12 protein-coding genes and 1 tRNA gene are annotated in these 16,739 nt (G+C 42.3%); 3 read left to right on the forward strand and 10 right to left on the reverse strand.

All coding sequences use genetic code 11. From position 1 onward, the window contains the following. Positions 1-44: 44 nt before the first annotated feature. The 6 genes from ilvC to lhgO all read right to left on the reverse strand — a co-directional run bounded on the left by ilvC (position 45) and on the right by lhgO (position 8,228). On the reverse strand, positions 45-1,088 hold the full coding sequence (gene ilvC / locus ACST14_RS04310) for a ketol-acid reductoisomerase (protein WP_459460916.1): 1,044 nt from the start codon (positions 1,086-1,088) through the stop codon (positions 45-47). A gap of 33 nt (positions 1,089-1,121) precedes the next feature. Continuing rightward, positions 1,122-1,658, reverse strand: a complete 537-nt coding sequence (gene ilvN / locus ACST14_RS04315; protein WP_459460918.1) for an acetolactate synthase small subunit — start codon at positions 1,656-1,658, stop codon at positions 1,122-1,124. Between the two features lie 4 nt (positions 1,659-1,662). Beyond that, positions 1,663-3,405 carry a biosynthetic-type acetolactate synthase large subunit gene (ilvB, locus tag ACST14_RS04320; protein WP_459460920.1) on the reverse strand — a complete coding sequence of 581 codons (1,743 nt, stop codon included), beginning with the start codon at positions 3,403-3,405 and terminating at the stop codon, positions 1,663-1,665. A gap of 85 nt (positions 3,406-3,490) precedes the next feature. Then, positions 3,491-5,167 (reverse strand): dihydroxy-acid dehydratase, encoded by a 1,677-nt coding sequence (gene ilvD / locus ACST14_RS04325; protein WP_459460922.1) that lies wholly within the window; start codon positions 5,165-5,167, stop codon positions 3,491-3,493. A gap of 104 nt (positions 5,168-5,271) precedes the next feature. Continuing rightward, complete coding sequence (locus ACST14_RS04330) at positions 5,272-7,020, reverse strand: ABC transporter ATP-binding protein (protein WP_459460924.1); 1,749 nt, start codon at positions 7,018-7,020, stop codon at positions 5,272-5,274. A gap of 8 nt (positions 7,021-7,028) precedes the next feature. Next, positions 7,029-8,228 (reverse strand): L-2-hydroxyglutarate oxidase, encoded by a 1,200-nt coding sequence (lhgO, locus tag ACST14_RS04335; protein ID WP_459460926.1) that lies wholly within the window; start codon positions 8,226-8,228, stop codon positions 7,029-7,031. A gap of 68 nt (positions 8,229-8,296) precedes the next feature. On the opposite strand from lhgO, the gene ACST14_RS04340 reads away from it, so the two are divergent. The 3 genes from ACST14_RS04340 (at position 8,297) to ACST14_RS04350 (ending at position 10,486) form a co-directional block, all read left to right on the forward strand. Then, complete coding sequence (locus tag ACST14_RS04340) at positions 8,297-9,448, forward strand: anhydro-N-acetylmuramic acid kinase (protein ID WP_459460928.1); 1,152 nt, start codon at positions 8,297-8,299, stop codon at positions 9,446-9,448. 237 nt (positions 9,449-9,685) lie between these two features. Beyond that, a complete protein-coding gene (locus ACST14_RS04345) occupies positions 9,686-10,402 on the forward strand; it encodes an RluA family pseudouridine synthase (protein ID WP_459460930.1) in 717 nt (238 codons plus the stop codon). A gap of 12 nt (positions 10,403-10,414) precedes the next feature. Next, positions 10,415-10,486: transfer RNA gene (locus ACST14_RS04350), tRNA-Arg, on the forward strand. A 72-nt stretch (positions 10,487-10,558) separates the two neighbouring features. On the opposite strand, the gene ACST14_RS04355 is transcribed toward ACST14_RS04350, so the two are convergent. From ACST14_RS04355 to ACST14_RS04370, 4 genes are all read right to left on the reverse strand, one after another. Beyond that, positions 10,559-11,419 (reverse strand): hypothetical protein, encoded by an 861-nt coding sequence (locus ACST14_RS04355; RefSeq protein ID WP_459460932.1) that lies wholly within the window; start codon positions 11,417-11,419, stop codon positions 10,559-10,561. 382 nt (positions 11,420-11,801) lie between these two features. Beyond that, positions 11,802-13,229: a sulfatase family protein gene (locus ACST14_RS04360; protein WP_459460934.1), complete on the reverse strand. Its 1,428-nt coding sequence runs from the start codon at positions 13,227-13,229 to the stop codon at positions 11,802-11,804. 96 nt (positions 13,230-13,325) lie between these two features. Further along, on the reverse strand, positions 13,326-14,111 hold the full coding sequence (locus ACST14_RS04365) for a L,D-transpeptidase family protein (RefSeq protein ID WP_459460936.1): 786 nt from the start codon (positions 14,109-14,111) through the stop codon (positions 13,326-13,328). 233 nt (positions 14,112-14,344) lie between these two features. After that, positions 14,345-16,705 carry a glucosidase family protein gene (locus tag ACST14_RS04370; protein WP_459460938.1) on the reverse strand — a complete coding sequence of 787 codons (2,361 nt, stop codon included), beginning with the start codon at positions 16,703-16,705 and terminating at the stop codon, positions 14,345-14,347. Between the last annotated feature and the right edge of the window lie 34 nt (positions 16,706-16,739).

Below are 16,739 nucleotides of genomic sequence, written 5' to 3' on the forward strand. Positions count from 1 at the left end.
TAGACACATCACGTATCTACCCTTTTTCAATCCTAAAAGGAAATTTAGTTATTCTCTGGACGTAAGCTACGTACCGCAGCACCTGCTCTCCACATTTCCATATCTGCCATTTCTTTCAATTCGGCATCTAATTTCACGCGGTAATCCGGTTGAGAATTCAATGTAATCGAACGCTCTGCTTCCGCTTGCGTTTTTACTGAATTATATAATTTCTCGAATACGGGCTTCGTCGCATCGCGGAATGGCTTCCACCAATCCAATGCACCACGTTGCGCTGTAGTAGAGCAGTTTGCATACATCCAGTCCATTCCGTTTTCAGCAACTAATGGCATTAACGATTGCGTTAATTCCTCTACTGTTTCGTTGAATGCTTCTGATGGAGAGTGACCGTTCGCACGCAAAACATCGTATTGTGCAGCGAAAATACCTTGGATAGCTCCCATTAATGTTCCACGCTCACCTGTTAAGTCAGATGTTACTTCTTTATAGAAATCTGTTTCAAATAAATAGCCTGATCCTACACCGATTGCCATAGCGATACATTTCTCACGTGCTTTTCCTGTTGCATCTTGGTAAATAGCGAATGAAGAGTTCAAACCTTTACCTGCTACGAATAAACGACGCAATGAAGTGCCTGAACCTTTAGGTGCAGCTAAGAATACGTCTACATCTGCTGGAGGAACAATTCCTGTCTTCTCTTTGTAGGTAATACCGAATCCATGAGAGAAATAAAGTGACTTTCCAGCTGTTAAATATTTCTTCACTGTAGGCCATAACTCGATTTGAGCGGCATCCGAAAGTAAGTAACAGATGATCGTTCCTTTTTCCAAAGCTTCCTCGATTTCAAATAAAGTCACACCTGGAACCCAACCGTCAGCGACAGCTTTGTCATAAGTTTTACCTTTACGTTGTCCTACGATGACATTCAGACCATTGTCTTTCATGTTTAACGCTTGTCCTGGACCTTGTACGCCATATCCGATCACTGCGATCGTTTGATCTGCTAATACTTGTCTAGCTTTCTCTAATGGAAACTCTTCTCTTGTTACGATGTCTTCAACAACTCCACCGAAATTAATCTTTGCCATTTTGTTTTATTTTAATTTATATTCTTTTTTCGATTATACGATTTCCCAATTGCCTTCTTCCGGCAAGAACTCCACTAGACCTTTCTCCGTTTTACCCACGGCAACACGGCCAGATTTAACATACTCTAAAATCTCCCACTTCTTCAAAAAGGTGTAAAACTCTTGAATTTCCTCTTCCGATCCATTTTTTTCAACCACTACATAATCTAGGCCAAAATGCACAATCTTCGCATTCCAGTCTAAATTAATCGTCTTCACATCTACCGGCACTCCTCCTAAAGGAGTCGCTATTTTAAATAGGGCGATTTCGTTAAACACGATTTCGTCATCTAGGTAACCAAAGACCGCGAGGACGTCGGTTACTTTACGGATTTGGCGAACTAATTTTTCTACAAATTCCCGGTTTTCGTGTTTAATCACAATCGTAAAACGAGATACGCCCTTACGCTCCGTCTCCGAAACCGTCAAGCTCTCGATATTTACCCGGCGTCGCGTGAAAATAATCGTGATACGATTCAATAAACCGATCGTATTCGTCGTAAAAACGGATATAGTGTAATTCGTTAACATAAATTTATTCCAGCCTAATACTTGTTACACAGCCACCCGCAGGTACCATGGGAAATACATTTTCCTCTTTTTCGCAAATGATTTCTAACAGATAAGGCTTATCTGAGTTCAATAAAGTATCGAGTGAATCACTTAATTCTGCCCGATCGGATACCGTATGGCCAGCAATTCCAAAACCTTTTGCAATCGTAATAAAATCTGGATTCTGAAGTTCAACAAAGGAATAACGATTCGCGAAGAAGAGCTGTTGCCATTGGCGAACCATTCCCAGGAAGTTATTATTCAAGATGATTATTTTCACTGGCAAACCGCTTTGTGCGATGGTGCCTAGTTCTTGTAAGGTCATTTGGAAACCACCGTCACCGATGACCGCCACTACTTCGCGTTCTGGCTTAGCTACCTTAGCCCCAAAAGCGGCAGGTAAAGCGAAGCCCATCGTTCCAGCGCCACCGGAAGTGACAATAGAGTTGCGTTGTTTGAAACGGTAATAGCGATTAGTAATCATTTGGTGCTGACCGACGTCAGTTACGACTACCGCTTCGCCTTTGGTTTTAACAGACAAAAGATTAACGGCCTCACCCATTTTGATCTTATCCCCTTCGTGGAACAAGTCTTTCTTCGTGATTTTCTCGTACTCTTCGTCGTCGTATTTCTTAAATTCTGCTCTCCATTCGCTGTGATCCGCCTTGTTAACTAAAGGCAAAAGAGCCCGAAGCGCTGCTTTCGCATCACCTACAACCGGCGCATCTGCTTTCACATTTTTATCTACTTCACTTGGGTCGATTTCGATGTGAATCACTTTGGCCTGCTTCGCATAGGTATTTAAATCACCGGTAATCCGGTCATCGAAACGCATTCCGATGGCGATTAACACATCGCACGAATTCGTTAGAACGTTTGCTCCATAATTACCGTGCATACCTGGCCAACCCACAAATAAAGGGTGATCCGCATCCATGGCTGACATCCCTAACAAGGTCGTCGCTACTGGAATGCCCGTTTTGTCTACGAAATCGTTTAATTCTTTTTCCGCCCCAGCGATTAAAATTCCGTGACCTGCTAAGATATAAGGACGCTTTGCGCCATTAATTAACTTTGCTGCAGCCTCCACGTGTTCTGCCTTAGGCTCTACACGGGGTTTGTAGGAAATAATCGATTGGCAAGGAATGTATTCGAATGGCTTGGTCATTAAATCCGTTTGAGCCGTACGTGTAACATCTATTAAAACAGGGCCAGGACGACCTGTTTCCGCGATATAGAAGGCTTTCGCCATGATCTCTGGGATCTCATCAGCGTCCACCACTTGGTAATTCCACTTCGTTACCGGCATGGAAATACCGATTAGATCGCATTCTTGAAAGGCATCTGTTCCTAATAAATTCGCTTTAACCTGACCTACGATACATACCATAGGAGTTGAATCCAACATCGCATCAGCGATAGGTGTAATCAAGTTCGTGGCGCCAGGACCGGAGGTCACTAGGCAAACACCCGCCTTATTTAGCATACGTGCATATCCTTGCGCTGCATGGCCTGCACCTTGTTCGTGGCGTACTAAAATATGTTTTAAGCGATCTTGGTAATCGTATAAGGCATCATAGGTAGGCATAATTGCGCCACCTGGATAGCCAAAAATAGTATCCACCCCCTGCTCTACCAGTGATTGCATAATAGCTTGTGCCCCTGACAAAAATTTCTTTTGGTCGGGTTGATTCGCTGCTTCGGTCTGAGTTTGGGTTTGTCCCATGGTGTTAAAAACTAGTCAAAATTTTGTTTCAATTGTTTTAGAAGGTCTAAATTAAGCCTTCTGGATAGATAAAAAAATATTTTTCTTATAAATCCGTCACGCATCCCTCGCTCGCTGAGGATACGTTTTTAATATATTTACGAAGAACGCCTTGCTTGAATGGAGACTCAATAGGCTTCCAATTTTTCTTGCGTTCAGCTAATTCCTCATCAGATACATGTAAGATTAAGGTATTATTCACGGCGTCGATCGTAATCTTATCGCCATCTTTCACTAAGCCGATTGGACCACCTTCTTGCGCTTCTGGCGTCACGTGTCCTACCACGAAACCGTGCGTTCCTCCAGAGAAACGACCATCTGTAATCATCGCTACTGAATTACCTAATCCTGCGCCGATAACGGCCGAAGTAGGCTTTAACATTTCTGGCATTCCTGGTCCACCCTTAGGTCCTTCGTTGCGAATCACGATGACGTGTCCCGCTTTGATTTCGCCTTTAGAGATATATTCGATGACTTCTTCTTCTCGCTCACAGACTTTGGCAATACCCTCAAAACGCTCGCCTTCCTTACCTGTAATCTTCGCCACGGCACCGCCTGGAGCTAAATTACCGTACAAAATCTGCAAGTGACCGGATGGTTTTAAGGGTTGCGTGATAGGGAAAATGATTTTTTGTGTCTCAAAATTTAAGTCCGGAGCCTCCGCTAGATTCTCCGCCATCGTCTTTCCAGTGACCGTCATGCAATCCCCGTGCAATAAGCCTACACTATGTAAATATTTCAATATCGCTGGCATGCCACCTATCGCTAACACATCTTCCATGTAGTATTTACCACTTGGTTTTAGGTCTGCGATTAAAGGGGTGCGATCAGAGATATCTTGTACATCTTTCAAAGTAAATGAAATACCTGCCGCATGTCCAATCGCTAAATAGTGTAGGACTGCATTCGTACTTCCACCCAGCGCCATCACTACCGTCATTGCATTTTCGAAAGCTTTGCGGGTCATAATGTCACGGACACAGATGTTTTTTTCTAATAAGATTTTCATCGCTGCACCGATCGCTAAACACTCCTCTTTCTTCCCTTCGTGCGTCGCTGGATAGGTCGATGAATTCGGTAATACTAAGCCCATCGCTTCCATAGAGGATGCCATTGTATTTGCTGTGTACATACCGCCACAAGCACCAGCACCCGGGATTGAATTGCGTATCACGCCTTCGTAATCCTCATCAGAGATGGTTCCTGCATATTTTTTTCCCAAAGCTTCGAAAGCCGAAACGATGTCTAATTTTTCTCCTTTGTATAATCCACTGCGAATCGTTCCACCGTAGACTAACATCCCCGGACGATTCAAACGAGCCATCGCCATCATAGCACCTGGCATATTCTTATCACAACCTACCACAGCGATAACGCCATCATACCATTGTGCCCCTACTACATTTTCAATCGAATCTGCGATGATATCACGGGAGGGCAACGAATAGCTCATCCCGTCATTTCCATTCGTCATTCCATCTGAAACCCCGATCGTGTGAAAGATCAAACCGACCATTCCATTCTCTTGGATACCTTTTTTCACGTGGACTGAAAGTCCATTTAAGTGCATATTACAGGTGTTCCCTTCGTAGCCAGTGCTGGCGATACCGATTTGGGCTTTACTCATATCCTCGGTGGTTAAGCCGATGCCATAGAGCATCGCTTTCGCAGCGGGATTAGAGACTTCCTGAGTTAATGTCCGTGAATATTTATTTAATGACATAAGGTGTAAGAAATTTTTTCAAACCATAAATATACGCAATTCGATTTGCAGGAGGGTAGTTTAAGCCAAAGAATATTTGGCATTTATAGAAAAAACAAAATTAATTATTTGTTTTCTCCTACCTGCTGTCTCCACATCGCAAAATACAATCCTTTGCTCGCCACTAAATCGTCATGCGAGCCCTGTTCCACAATCTTTCCTTTCTCTAAAACATAGATTCGAGTCGCGTGCATCACCGTCGATAAACGGTGCGCAATCAAGATGGTAAGGTGCTCCGTATCAACCGATAGAGAACGGATAGTCTCCGATATTTCCTCTTCAGTTAAGGAGTCCAAAGCCGAGGTCGCCTCGTCGAAAACCAATAAGTTCGGATCCCGCAACAAGGCGCGAGCGATACTCAAACGCTGCTTCTCACCACCGGACACTTTTACGCCTCCTTCTCCGATTAAGGAATCTAGACCTTTATCGGCTCTGGCTAAAAGACTTTGGCAAGCGGCCTTTTCTAACACCGCTAAACATTGTGCGTCTGTCGCATTTGGGTTCACGAACAATAAATTCTCGCGAATCGAGCCGGAGAACAATTGCGTGTCTTGCGTCACGAAACCTATTTTCTTGCGCAATTCATCGAAATCGATGGCATCACTTGGTTCGCCATTATAATAGACTTGGCCTTTTTTAGGTCTATAAAGACCTACCAGCAATTTTACTAAGGTTGACTTGCCGGCACCCGATGGTCCTACGAAAGCAATCGTCTCGCCACCTTTTACGGAGAACGTAATTCCGTCCAAAGCCTCTGTGGTAGCCGACTGATGTTTAAAGGAAACGTGATCGAACTTCAATTCATGAATAGCTGAGATCGACTTAGGATTTTTTGGCTTCTTCTCCACCGGAATACTCATCACCTGTTCAAAGTTTTGCAAGGAAACCTCCGCTTCGCGGTAGGTATTCACCACATTACCAATCTCTTGTAAGGGATTGAAAAGGAAGAACGAATAAATGTTCAACGAATAGAATTGACCGATCGTAATCTTGCCTTCGTAAATCAAGTAAATCAAAACGACCACCATCAGCATACGCAATAAGTTCACGCAGGTTCCTTGGACGAAGGCCATCGAACGTACATAACGTACTTTCTTCAATTCTAATTTTAGAATCTTGTCCGTCGTCGCATTTAAGTGAGCGATTTCTTGCTCCGCCAAACCGAGTGATTTCACTAACTCGATATTGCGCAAAGATTCCGTAGTCGAACCTGCAAGGCCAGTCGATTCTTTCACGATTTCGATCTGAATGACTTTGATCTTCTTGCTTAAAACGGACGAAACGTATCCGATTAATGGACCCGTGATTAAGAAAAGGGGCATCACCATCCAATGCACCGAAAAGGCATAGACCGAAATGAAGATTAAGGCGATGACCGATTGGAATAAAATGTTGATCCCTAAAGTGATCAGTTTTTCAACGTCAGTGCGGACTTTTTGGAGTTTGCCCAGGGTTTCGCCGGATCTTTGGTCCTCAAAAGTCTCGTAAGGCAATTCCAACGAGTGGCGGATTCCGTCTGAATAGAGGTTTGCTCCTACTTTTTGGGTCACCGTATTAATAAAATAATCCTGAAAGTTTTTCGCCACCCGGCTCACGAACGCCACGCCCACGGACGCTAAGGCTAAAGGCCAAATCGCCGCCACGAACTGGTCCATGGTGTGGGTATCCGAACGGTAGACCGCCGCGACATCATCGATGATCTTCCGAAAAATATAGGGATCCATCAAGGAGAAGATCTGATTCGTTGCTGCTAGAGCCAAAGCCCCCAGCACCCGCCAGCGGTAAACCTGTAAATAATTCAGTAATAATTTCATGTAATTTTTTAAAAGCGAGTCAGGGCCATTTCTGCGATGGTTTTTCCAATCGCTAAAGAGGAGGTCGCCGCCGGGCTGGGCGCATTCAATACGTTGATTACTTTCGCGTCTTCCACGATCGAGAAATCGTCTAATAATCCGCCATTTCTGTCGCAGGCTTGGGCTCTAACGCCTGCGCCTCCTTCGACTAAATCGGTGATTTGGATCTCAGGAATCAATACTTGCAAGGCTTTCGTAAAGGCTTCTTTCGAGAAGCTGCGGTACATTTCGCCTAAACCGGTTTCCCAGTATTTCAGGGCTACTTTTTGGAATCCAGGCCAGGTTAAGGTTTCCCAAAGCTCCTTCACATCAATCCCTAATTTCTTGTAACCCTCTTTTTTAAAGGCCAAAACCGCATTCGGTCCTGCCTCCACGCCACCTTTCATCATCCGTGTAAAGTGAACGCCTAGGAAGGGAAAATTCGGATCTGGCACCGGATAAATCAGGTTCTTTACCAAGTATTCTTTCTCTTTTCTTAATTTAAAGTATTCCCCGCGGAACGGCACGATGCGTACGTCTAAGGGTTCTTTTTGGGTCATCTGCGCTACCTTATCGGAATAAAGTCCCGCACAGTTAATCACTAATTTTGCTTCATATATTGACTTAGTCGTTTCCACGATCGAGAATGTCAAACCTTTCTTAATGTCAATGACTTGTTCGCCTAGGTGCATTTCGCAACCCTTGATTTGGGTTCCTACGGCTAATTTTTCCGCCATGGCGCGGTAATCAACGATTCCTGTTTGAGGAACAAACATCCCCTCTACTCCGGTCACGTGCGGTTCATATTCCCGCATTTCTGATAAGCTCAGCTTTTTCAATCCTTCGAGGCCATTTTGTTGACCTCTTAGGTATAAATCATTTAGTTGAACCCGCTGATCATTCGACGAAGCCACTACAATTTTCCCTGTCAGTTCAAAAGGAATATTTTCTTTCGTGCAATAATCAATCAATTGATGGTAGCCTTCGATGCAGTTTTTCGCCTTTAAAGAACCCGGTTTGTAGTATAATCCCGAGTGGATTACGCCGGAGTTATTCCCTGTTTGGTGCATGGAAACCATGTTTTCTTTCTCAAACAAAGCGATGTGAAGGTCGGGTCTCGCCTCTAATAAGCGATGCGCCGTTGCGAGGCCTACAATGCCTCCGCCTACGATGATTACGTCTAATGCCATAAATTGAAAATTGAATAACAAATATACGGCGAAACGATGGTAAAAAGAATTATTCGTAGCTTTGAAGGATGAATCCCAAGATCGAACGTCTTTATCAGATTGCCAAAGCCCCTACACGCACCATTCTTGGTTTGATGTCGGGTACATCTTTGGATGGTTTGGACTTGGCTTTGGTTCGATTCACGGGTTTCGGACTGGACACCTCGTATGAGATTTTGCATTACGATACCCGCCCCTATCCATCGGAATTTAAGGAGTCGATTCGTTCGGTTTTTGCCAAAGAAAACATTCATTTTCCCACCCTGTCTACACTAAACGCCCAAATTGGACGTTTACACGCCTCCTTAATTTTAGAGGTATTAGCCTCCTGGGGTATTGCTCCCTCAGAAGTAGACGCGATCGCATCACACGGCCAAACCGTCATGCACCGCCCCGACAGAACTGGGCTATTACCGCATTCTACTTTGCAAATAGGCGACGGCGACCACATCGCTCAATTAACGGGCATCATTACGATTTCGGACTTCCGCCAAAAACACGTGGCAGCGGGTGGTGAAGGTGCGCCTTTGGCGATGTTTGGGGATTATTTTCTCTTCTCTAAAAAAGGCGAGCACCGCATCTTATTGAACATCGGTGGCATCGGAAATTTTACTTATTTACCGGCTTCGGGTGACCCAGCAGGTATTTTAGTGACAGACACCGGTCCCGGAAATACTTTGATCGACGCAGCGGTCCGCCGCTATTTTAACCAAGCTTACGATCAGGACGGCACCATCGCCCTTTCAGGAAAAATCGACACGGGCATTTTAGCAGAACTGATGAGCCTGAGCTTTTTTAAGGATACATTCCCTAAAAGCACTGGCCCCGAATATTTTAATTTAGACCTTATAAACGCCTCCATTAGCCCGGATGATTTAGTCTCCACTTTAACCGAATTTACTGCCCAGAGCATCGCCCTCGCCATGAAAACCTATATTCCTTCCGACATCGAAGGCACGGTTTACGTCAGTGGTGGTGGCAGCAAAAATCCTGTCATCATGGCGCGCCTAGCCGAGCTTCTTCCCTTCCGCGTTTGCGAAAGTGATGAGTTAGGAATGCCATCGGCAGCTAAAGAAGCGGTTTTATTTGCTTTGTTAGCGAATGAGACCTTGGCTGATTCGCCTAGTTCGGAGAGGTTGGGGGATTCGCCTTGGGAAAGTTTAGGTAAGATTTCACTGTAAAAATCTCCGATTTTTACAGTGAAATCTTACCGGCAAAGAGCTAAGTTCAAAGTTCAAAGAAAAGAGTAAAGCATAGAGCACAAAGAATAAAGTTGGAATCGCCTGTGGCGATGAGTATAGTGTTAATTCCTCCGGACTATCGACTAGTGACTAGCGACTATTGACTACGCCGCTCAGCGGCGACTCATTGACTAAGTTGCGAAGCAACGACTTTTAAGCTGCAAAGCAGCGCAAAACATGAAATACAAATTTACCGATTCCATCCTTTTCGAAGATGCGGATTTTATTGTGATTAATAAGCCTTCTGGCATTTCGACGCTCGATGAGCGGAAGGATGATTTAGCGCCGGCCATCTTGCGTTTAGCGAAGGAATATTCGTCGGATGCGCAGGTGGGACACCGTTTGGACAAAGAAACATCAGGTGCTTTAGTCATCGCTAAAAATCCGGAGGCCTATCGCCACATTTCGATGCAATTCGAACACCGGGAGACGGCGAAACGCTACCATGCGGTGGTGGAGGGGATGCAAGACTGGGATGGATTTCTAGTGAACTTGCCGATTCTTCCCTTGAAAGATGGAAAAGTGGTGATTGATCGGGCCAAAGGAAAGCATGCCGAAACTTGGTTTCGCACGTTGAAAGTATTCCGTGGCTATACTTTGGTCGAATGCATGCCCATCACCGGACGTATGCACCAAATCCGTATTCACCTCACCTGCTTAAAAGCACCCATCGTTTGTGATGCGATGTATGGTGGCAAAGAGGTCTTTTTGTCCGATTTAAAACGCAATTTTCATCTCAAAAAACAGACCGAAGAACTTCCCGTTATGCGGCGCGTTGCCTTGCATGCCCATAGTTTATCATTCAAACTAATGAATGGCGACCCGATCACGGTAGAGGCGCCGTATCCAAAAGATTTCAATGTGCTGGTGAAGACTTTGGAGAAGTATTCGTAATTTTACAGCCCTGGCTCCGTAGTTCAATGGATAGAATGTAGGTTTCCGGTACCTAAGATGAAGGTTCGATTCCTTCCGGGGCCACAAAATGTATCGGACAATAAAAAAGGACATTTCATAACGAGATGTCCTTTTTTATTAGACTACTGAAATATTTTATTGGTTTAGCTTAAATAAGAATACCATTTCAGATGGATTTAAAAAATAATTTCCATCCATAAATTTATCTTGATTTCTTGCTAAGTATGTACCAACGCCAGTTGATATATAGTTCGTAGCATACTTCATGTCATTTAAAGAAATTGTTGAGATTTTTTTCTCATATATTTGTTCAGCTTGAATGCCTTTCATTGAACCTGGCGTGTAATATGAATTCTCAGCAATACCACCGGCATCAAATAAATCCAGATGAAGTCTATTTAATTGAATACCACTTAACGCTAAATAAGCCTCATTTTCTATAACAACAACTCGCCAAATAATGTCCCCTTTTTTTGTGCTTTCTCGATTATTATCAACTTCCTCTGTTGCTAATTCAATTTTAAGCGCACTTCTAAAATTATTCTTGGCTTCTGAAGAGCCCAACTTTGTAACATTATACAGAAAGGATTCACTTTCGCCATCGGAATAAGTTAAAGTCACTAATTTATTTTTCAGTATTTCTAACTTAGGCATTTTGGCTATAAACCAATCTAAATTTTTCTTTTTTAGAATTTGTTCAAATTTAATTGAGGCATTAAATTTAATGTTGGGAGAAATTCCATAATAGGATAAACTTGAGACATCTAAAAACTCTGTCAAATTGAAAACCTCTCCTCTAGAAACGGGAGAAGATTCCTTACTAAATACTTTTTGGCCCAAAACAACCTTAGATAATGAAAAGCTAAAAGTGTTGTTATTCAAAGGTGTTTGATTCTCGAAATAAGTGTTGAGAAAATCGCTTGTTTGAGCTTTTGCATCAAGTGAACTAATGACTATTATACATAGAGCCGAGAAAATAGAAAATAGGTTTTTCATTGTAAACTATTAAAGTGTTTTTAAAGATTTAACTGCCAAAGATTTAAACTTAAATTTTATATACAATTTAGTCAAGAAAAATTTATTTAGCGGTTATTAAACCAATGCAAAAACTCCAACCAATTAAATAAATTTATTAAGAAGTTTAAGCCTTAGAAATTTGTGCAGTATTTGTGAAGCAAACCACCCAAAAACTACCATTTTGCTTCATAAAAAGACCCGTAATTGGCCTTTAAATCAGTTTAAAACACATTTTGTATAATATAGGTTTCCGGTACCTAAGATGAAGCCGGGGTCGCGTCCGACTCGATTCCATCCGGGGCCACACCGTTAATCAAAAAAGGCTTTCTTTCAGAAAGCCTTTTTTGATGCTAAACTTGATCTATTGACCGACTGCCCTATTTTCTTTTCCTTTTCTTTGGGTCAAATCATCGCCTAATTCTTCCCGTGCTTTTTCTGCTAATAGCTTTAATTCAGCTACGACTTTGGGGTATAAGGATTGAACATCATATCGCTCGCCTGGATCTCTTCGCAAATCATATAATGCCTCGGGGAATGGAAAGTCCTCCATGAGTTTTCCTGGAAATCCATCTTGGCCTGGCATAAACCCTTCATGAGTTCTTCCTGGATGCGCTAGAACTAATTTCCACTGGCCCTTTCTGACAGCTTCCAAATTGTTTTTTCGGTAATAGTATAAAAATTCTTTTCGAGGTTCAGCTTTATCATCGCCATGTAAAAGAGGGATTACATTGACACCATCAATTTTTTTAATGGGTAATTTGGAATTAGTGATAGCACAAATGGTGGGCAAAAGATCGATGTTAGAGGCTAGGCCATTGTTGACTTTCCCGCCTTGAATGTGACCTTTCCATTGGGCGATAAAGGGAACTCTTTGGCCTCCTTCGAATGAACTACCTTTTGCTTCTCTTAAACCTCCTGTAGAACCTGCATGGTTGCCAAAATTTTGCCATGGTCCATTATCTGAGGTGAAAATTACCAGTGTATTATTGTCAATTTTCAATCGTTTGAGTGTATTCAAAATTTCGCCCACAGACCAATCCATTTCCATCATTACATCACCATAAAGCCCTTGCTTACTCTTTCCTTTAAATGCAGCTGAGGCATTAATGGGCACATGCGGCATGGGATGAGGCATGTAAACGAAGAAGGGTTTTTCCTTGTTTTTTTCAATGAATTTTATGGATTCTTGGGTCAGAATATTGATCAATTGTGCTTGATCATCTAAGGTTTTGATAAATCTTTCGGGTTTAGAACCACGAATAAGTGGGAGTTCGGGAAAATCTTTTCTTTGATTAGTGACATTCCTAGTTCCATCAAAATGAACAGGCCACATATCATTCGAATAAGGTATGCCTACATACTCATCAAATCCATGTTGAGTAGGCAAAAATCTTTCAGAATCCCCTAAATGCCATTTGCCAAAAATACCAGTCGCATACCCATTGGCTTTTAAAATCTCCGCAATAGTCTCTTCCTCTTTACTAATTCCAATGGGGGAATTGGGGAAAAGGGCTCCTGAAATACCTATTCGATTAGGATAGCATCCTGTCAGAAGGCCAGCCCGTGACGCACTACAAACGGCCTGTGCGGAAAGGAAATTAGTAAGTCTAATTCCATTATTTGCCATTTGGTCCAAATTAGGTGTTTGGTATTGACTTGCTCCATAGCTACTTAAATCTCCGTAACCTAAATCATCCATTAAGATGATGATGATGTTTGGTTTTTTTTGAGCAAAAATTTGCGCGCTGACAAAGGCTAACAAGCAAATAAGTAGAAGTAGTTTTTTCATAGGTTTAGTATTCATTCGCGGCGGACAATTACTATTTTACAATAATAGACCAACATAGTTGTACCCCTTTAAACAGGAAATTATACTACTCGAAAGTTAATACTTTTGATACACATCTGGAAAATATTTTAATTCTCCTGTGGAGTCAAAATCAACAACCGTATACCAGATTACAATTAGGTAGGGATCTTTAGAAATCAGCGGTATGTTTTTTGTCCGCTTTTTAGCAATATCTGATTTAATTAATTCTTGATTCATGTTCAGCACAAGAGAAGCAAGATCTAGTGGTTTTTCTACACGAATACAACCATGGCTAAAAAAACGAAATTCTTTAGCGAATAGGTGCTTCGAATCTGTATCATGTAGATACAAAAAATACGGATTATTAAACTGAAACTTTATCGATCCTAAGGAATTTACGTTACCACTATTTTGGCGTAAGGTATAAGGAAAATTACCCTTACCTAAAGAAGTCCAATTGACCAAAGACGGATCTACAACACGATGCGTAGAATCTAAAACTCTAATGTGATTACGACTTAAATAAGTGGCATTTTTTTGAATTTTAGGCAACATTTCTTTAGTGGCAATATTTCTAGTCACATACCAAAAAGGATTAATTGTCATTTGGTTCAATGTACTAAGAAGGGTAGATGTAGGAGTTCTTTTTTTCCCAACCACTACTTTCATTCCTATTTGCTTTTTGCCATGATCGAAAACTTGTAAGGTAGCAGATGGAATATTAACTAAGATAATCTTGTACTTCTTTTTTAAGCCCTCTAACCACTGGTAATTATTCGCAGCAATCGTCAATTGCCTTTTCTTCCAGGGATCTTTTTCCTCTGCCAGCTTTCGCTTAATCTCTATAACCTCACTGCTCATAGATGCTGTAGAATCAACTAAAGGGGCAAAGCTTTTATATCGAAATGCAGGAGTGTAAATTTTTTGTGGAAAAGCACAAAATGATATAAACAACAGAACAACCGTTTTAAATCCACTCATTTAAATAGGTAAAATAGCCTTAATCAATCGATTAAGTGAGTGAATTTACTTGCAATAAGAGCAAAAAGCAAAAACTTTTGACATGAATGATTTAACGGTCAAAAATTGTCCATCTAGTCAATTAAAACCAGATGATGGCGCCAGCCTTTTAGTTTTAAGGTTGGGCGTCCGTTTCGAATCAATGGTTTTACGATTTCACCATCTAAAACCCAGCGTTTGATGGTTGCGGTTTGGGGACTAAAATACATCGTCCAGGGCTTTTTCTGCTGCAAAATATAGGTGCTTTTTTTCGAAGCACGCTCATAAGAAATCGACAAGGAGTTATCCCCAATTTCGACGTTTTCAATGGATCCAGAGTTTAAGGCATCTGGCCAGGATGGCTGTAGATGAATTTCATTTTTATAGGCCAAAGGTTGAATCCCAAAGAATTGTTGAATCACCGGCACTTCGAATGCATAGCTATTCCAGGCCTGCGTCATCATCCCATAATCGGGTGAAACTTCATAAATGGATCCGGGTAAAGCAAAGGAGAAAGTGCGCAACATACGTTGGACTAAATCATAAGCTTCATTAGGTAGGCCGTAATTGCTAGAGGAAATTGCTTGAACGCCGGTGGGTAATGTCATCACAGTTCCGGTGTAGGTGAATTCGGATTTTCCAACTTTGGCCGCATAGGATTCTGCTTTATCTGAATTAGCGGAACGATCGATTCCTGTCACATACATCCCAAATTTATTTCGAAATTTTTCCGCAGTTTTCAGGGCCTTTTCGGCCTTATCAGCCTCCGCTAAACCGGTCTCCATTGGTGTATTCACCACCCAATTATGGTGTAGCACAAAACCGCGTTTTGTGGTATCCGGATTCGCACTAATTTGTTTTTGCAATGCCTGCAATTCGACTACCGCCCAGTCATTTTTCAAACCTTGTGCGCGTTCAATGGCATCTTTAGTTAACACAAGGGCTTGGGATTTTGTCCCTAAAAAATCCGCATACGAATTCGAGGATGGAACCCAAAAATCGCTGTTAATTTTTAACCGAATGGCCTCGTAATTCGCCGCGTACTGGCGCGCTAAATCTGCACGTCCTATTTGCTCCGCCATCTTAGACGCATCTAAAAAAGCTTTACCGGTATAGGCGGCGACGTCGATCATCTCGGAATCCAAACCATGAATTTCCATCATACCGTTCCCGTCCGGAATCAGATTATGATCCTTGTCCTGCAGCATTAACCAATCTAATCCTTTTTCTACCAGAGGAAAATACTGGGCTAAAAAAGCGCGGTCCCCAGTCCAACAATATACTTTATAAATCAAAGAGGCAAACTGAGGCGTTTCCCCAATATTCCCTGGATTATATACCGCTCCGTTCGTACTGACTTCGTGAACGATTCGGCCATTTCCATTTGTCTTTTCCGAAATTTGAGCGATTAAATCAATCGTACTATAAGCCACATCTTTGCGTCCTGATGAGATCAAACCTTGTAAGGAATAGGTCATATCTCCGCCAAAAAACCAGGGATAATCCGGCATCCCTGCCGTGATTCCGCGACCGATTCCATCCACATCGTTAATAAGCCAATCTGCATTATATTTTAACCAGCGCATGGCTTGCGTTAAATTGGCATCCGAAATTTGAATGTCAGATTGGGCGGCTAATTTTTGAAAACGACGCTTTTTAGTAAGGGCTAAAGTGGAACCATTTTCTAACACGGTAGTAAAAGTGGCTAAGGCTTCTGCCTCAGAAACAATTGAACCTGCTATGACAAAAGGAAACGAAATACTTCCGTTAGCTGGAATTTCTAGCGAATAAGTGGATTGAGAAACGGCTACATTTGGCTTTTCGGGGAGGCGAGGTAAGGTGAAGGTTTTGGCAGAAAAAATACTCCCTACCACCGCAAACCAGGTGTTTGCTGAATCTTTTAGCACCGTTTTACCCTCCTTAAATTGCTGTAAATCCTTTGAATCCACCATACCGGTCCTTTCTCCTATCCAAACCGGCCGCAAATTCGAACGCGTCACTAAAGAAAACGTTATGGATTTTTTGACTGAGGTTTTATTCGTAAAAACATATTCCACATAGACTGCCTTCTTGCCATCGGGAACGAATTGAAATCGCTGCACTTGGATTTCAGATCCTGCATATACGTGTTGATTTGCAAAGGGATAATTGATAAAGGAAGATGCTTTATCCAGCTGAACAACCTTGCCACCATCCGTGTAAGAGGCCTCAAAACCATCGAGTAATTTAATGGGATGCGCCCAAATCCCACCCATCTCATCCTTCACATGCCAGCCTAAAGGAGGAAATGTGCCGTCTTGATCACCTACCATATACAGTTTATCCCCGGCAGTAACGTATGGTGTGGATAAATAGGCAGCGCGCCCTTGGATGGATTCAGAGGAGCCGATTAAATCGGACACCTTTCTTTGGGCAAATAGACTGCCACTGATCAGCAATAAAAAAAGAAGTCTCATAGAAGATGAAATTAATCAAATTCTATGAGACCTC

The organism is Aquirufa sp. A-Brett2-15D, from assembly GCF_054558735.1.

Coding starts and splice junctions, on each gene's coding strand:
- lhgO (WP_459460926.1), bottom strand. CDS start 8,228: ATGGCATTAGACGTAATCATCGTAGGCGGAGGCATTGTAGGCCTCGCA.
- ACST14_RS04365 (WP_459460936.1), bottom strand. CDS start 14,111: ATGAGCAGTGAGGTTATAGAGATTAAGCGAAAGCTGGCAGAGGAAAAA.
- ACST14_RS04330 (WP_459460924.1), bottom strand. CDS start 7,020: ATGAAATTATTACTGAATTATTTACAGGTTTACCGCTGGCGGGTGCTG.
- ilvC (WP_459460916.1), bottom strand. CDS start 1,088: ATGGCAAAGATTAATTTCGGTGGAGTTGTTGAAGACATCGTAACAAGA.
- ACST14_RS04355 (WP_459460932.1), bottom strand. CDS start 11,419: ATGAAAAACCTATTTTCTATTTTCTCGGCTCTATGTATAATAGTCATT.
- ACST14_RS04360 (WP_459460934.1), bottom strand. CDS start 13,229: ATGAAAAAACTACTTCTACTTATTTGCTTGTTAGCCTTTGTCAGCGCG.
- ACST14_RS04370 (WP_459460938.1), bottom strand. CDS start 16,705: ATGAGACTTCTTTTTTTATTGCTGATCAGTGGCAGTCTATTTGCCCAA.
- ACST14_RS04345 (WP_459460930.1), top strand. CDS start 9,686: ATGAAATACAAATTTACCGATTCCATCCTTTTCGAAGATGCGGATTTT.
- ilvB (WP_459460920.1), bottom strand. CDS start 3,405: ATGGGACAAACCCAAACTCAGACCGAAGCAGCGAATCAACCCGACCAA.
- ACST14_RS04340 (WP_459460928.1), top strand. CDS start 8,297: ATGAATCCCAAGATCGAACGTCTTTATCAGATTGCCAAAGCCCCTACA.
- ilvD (WP_459460922.1), bottom strand. CDS start 5,167: ATGTCATTAAATAAATATTCACGGACATTAACTCAGGAAGTCTCTAAT.
- ilvN (WP_459460918.1), bottom strand. CDS start 1,658: ATGTTAACGAATTACACTATATCCGTTTTTACGACGAATACGATCGGT.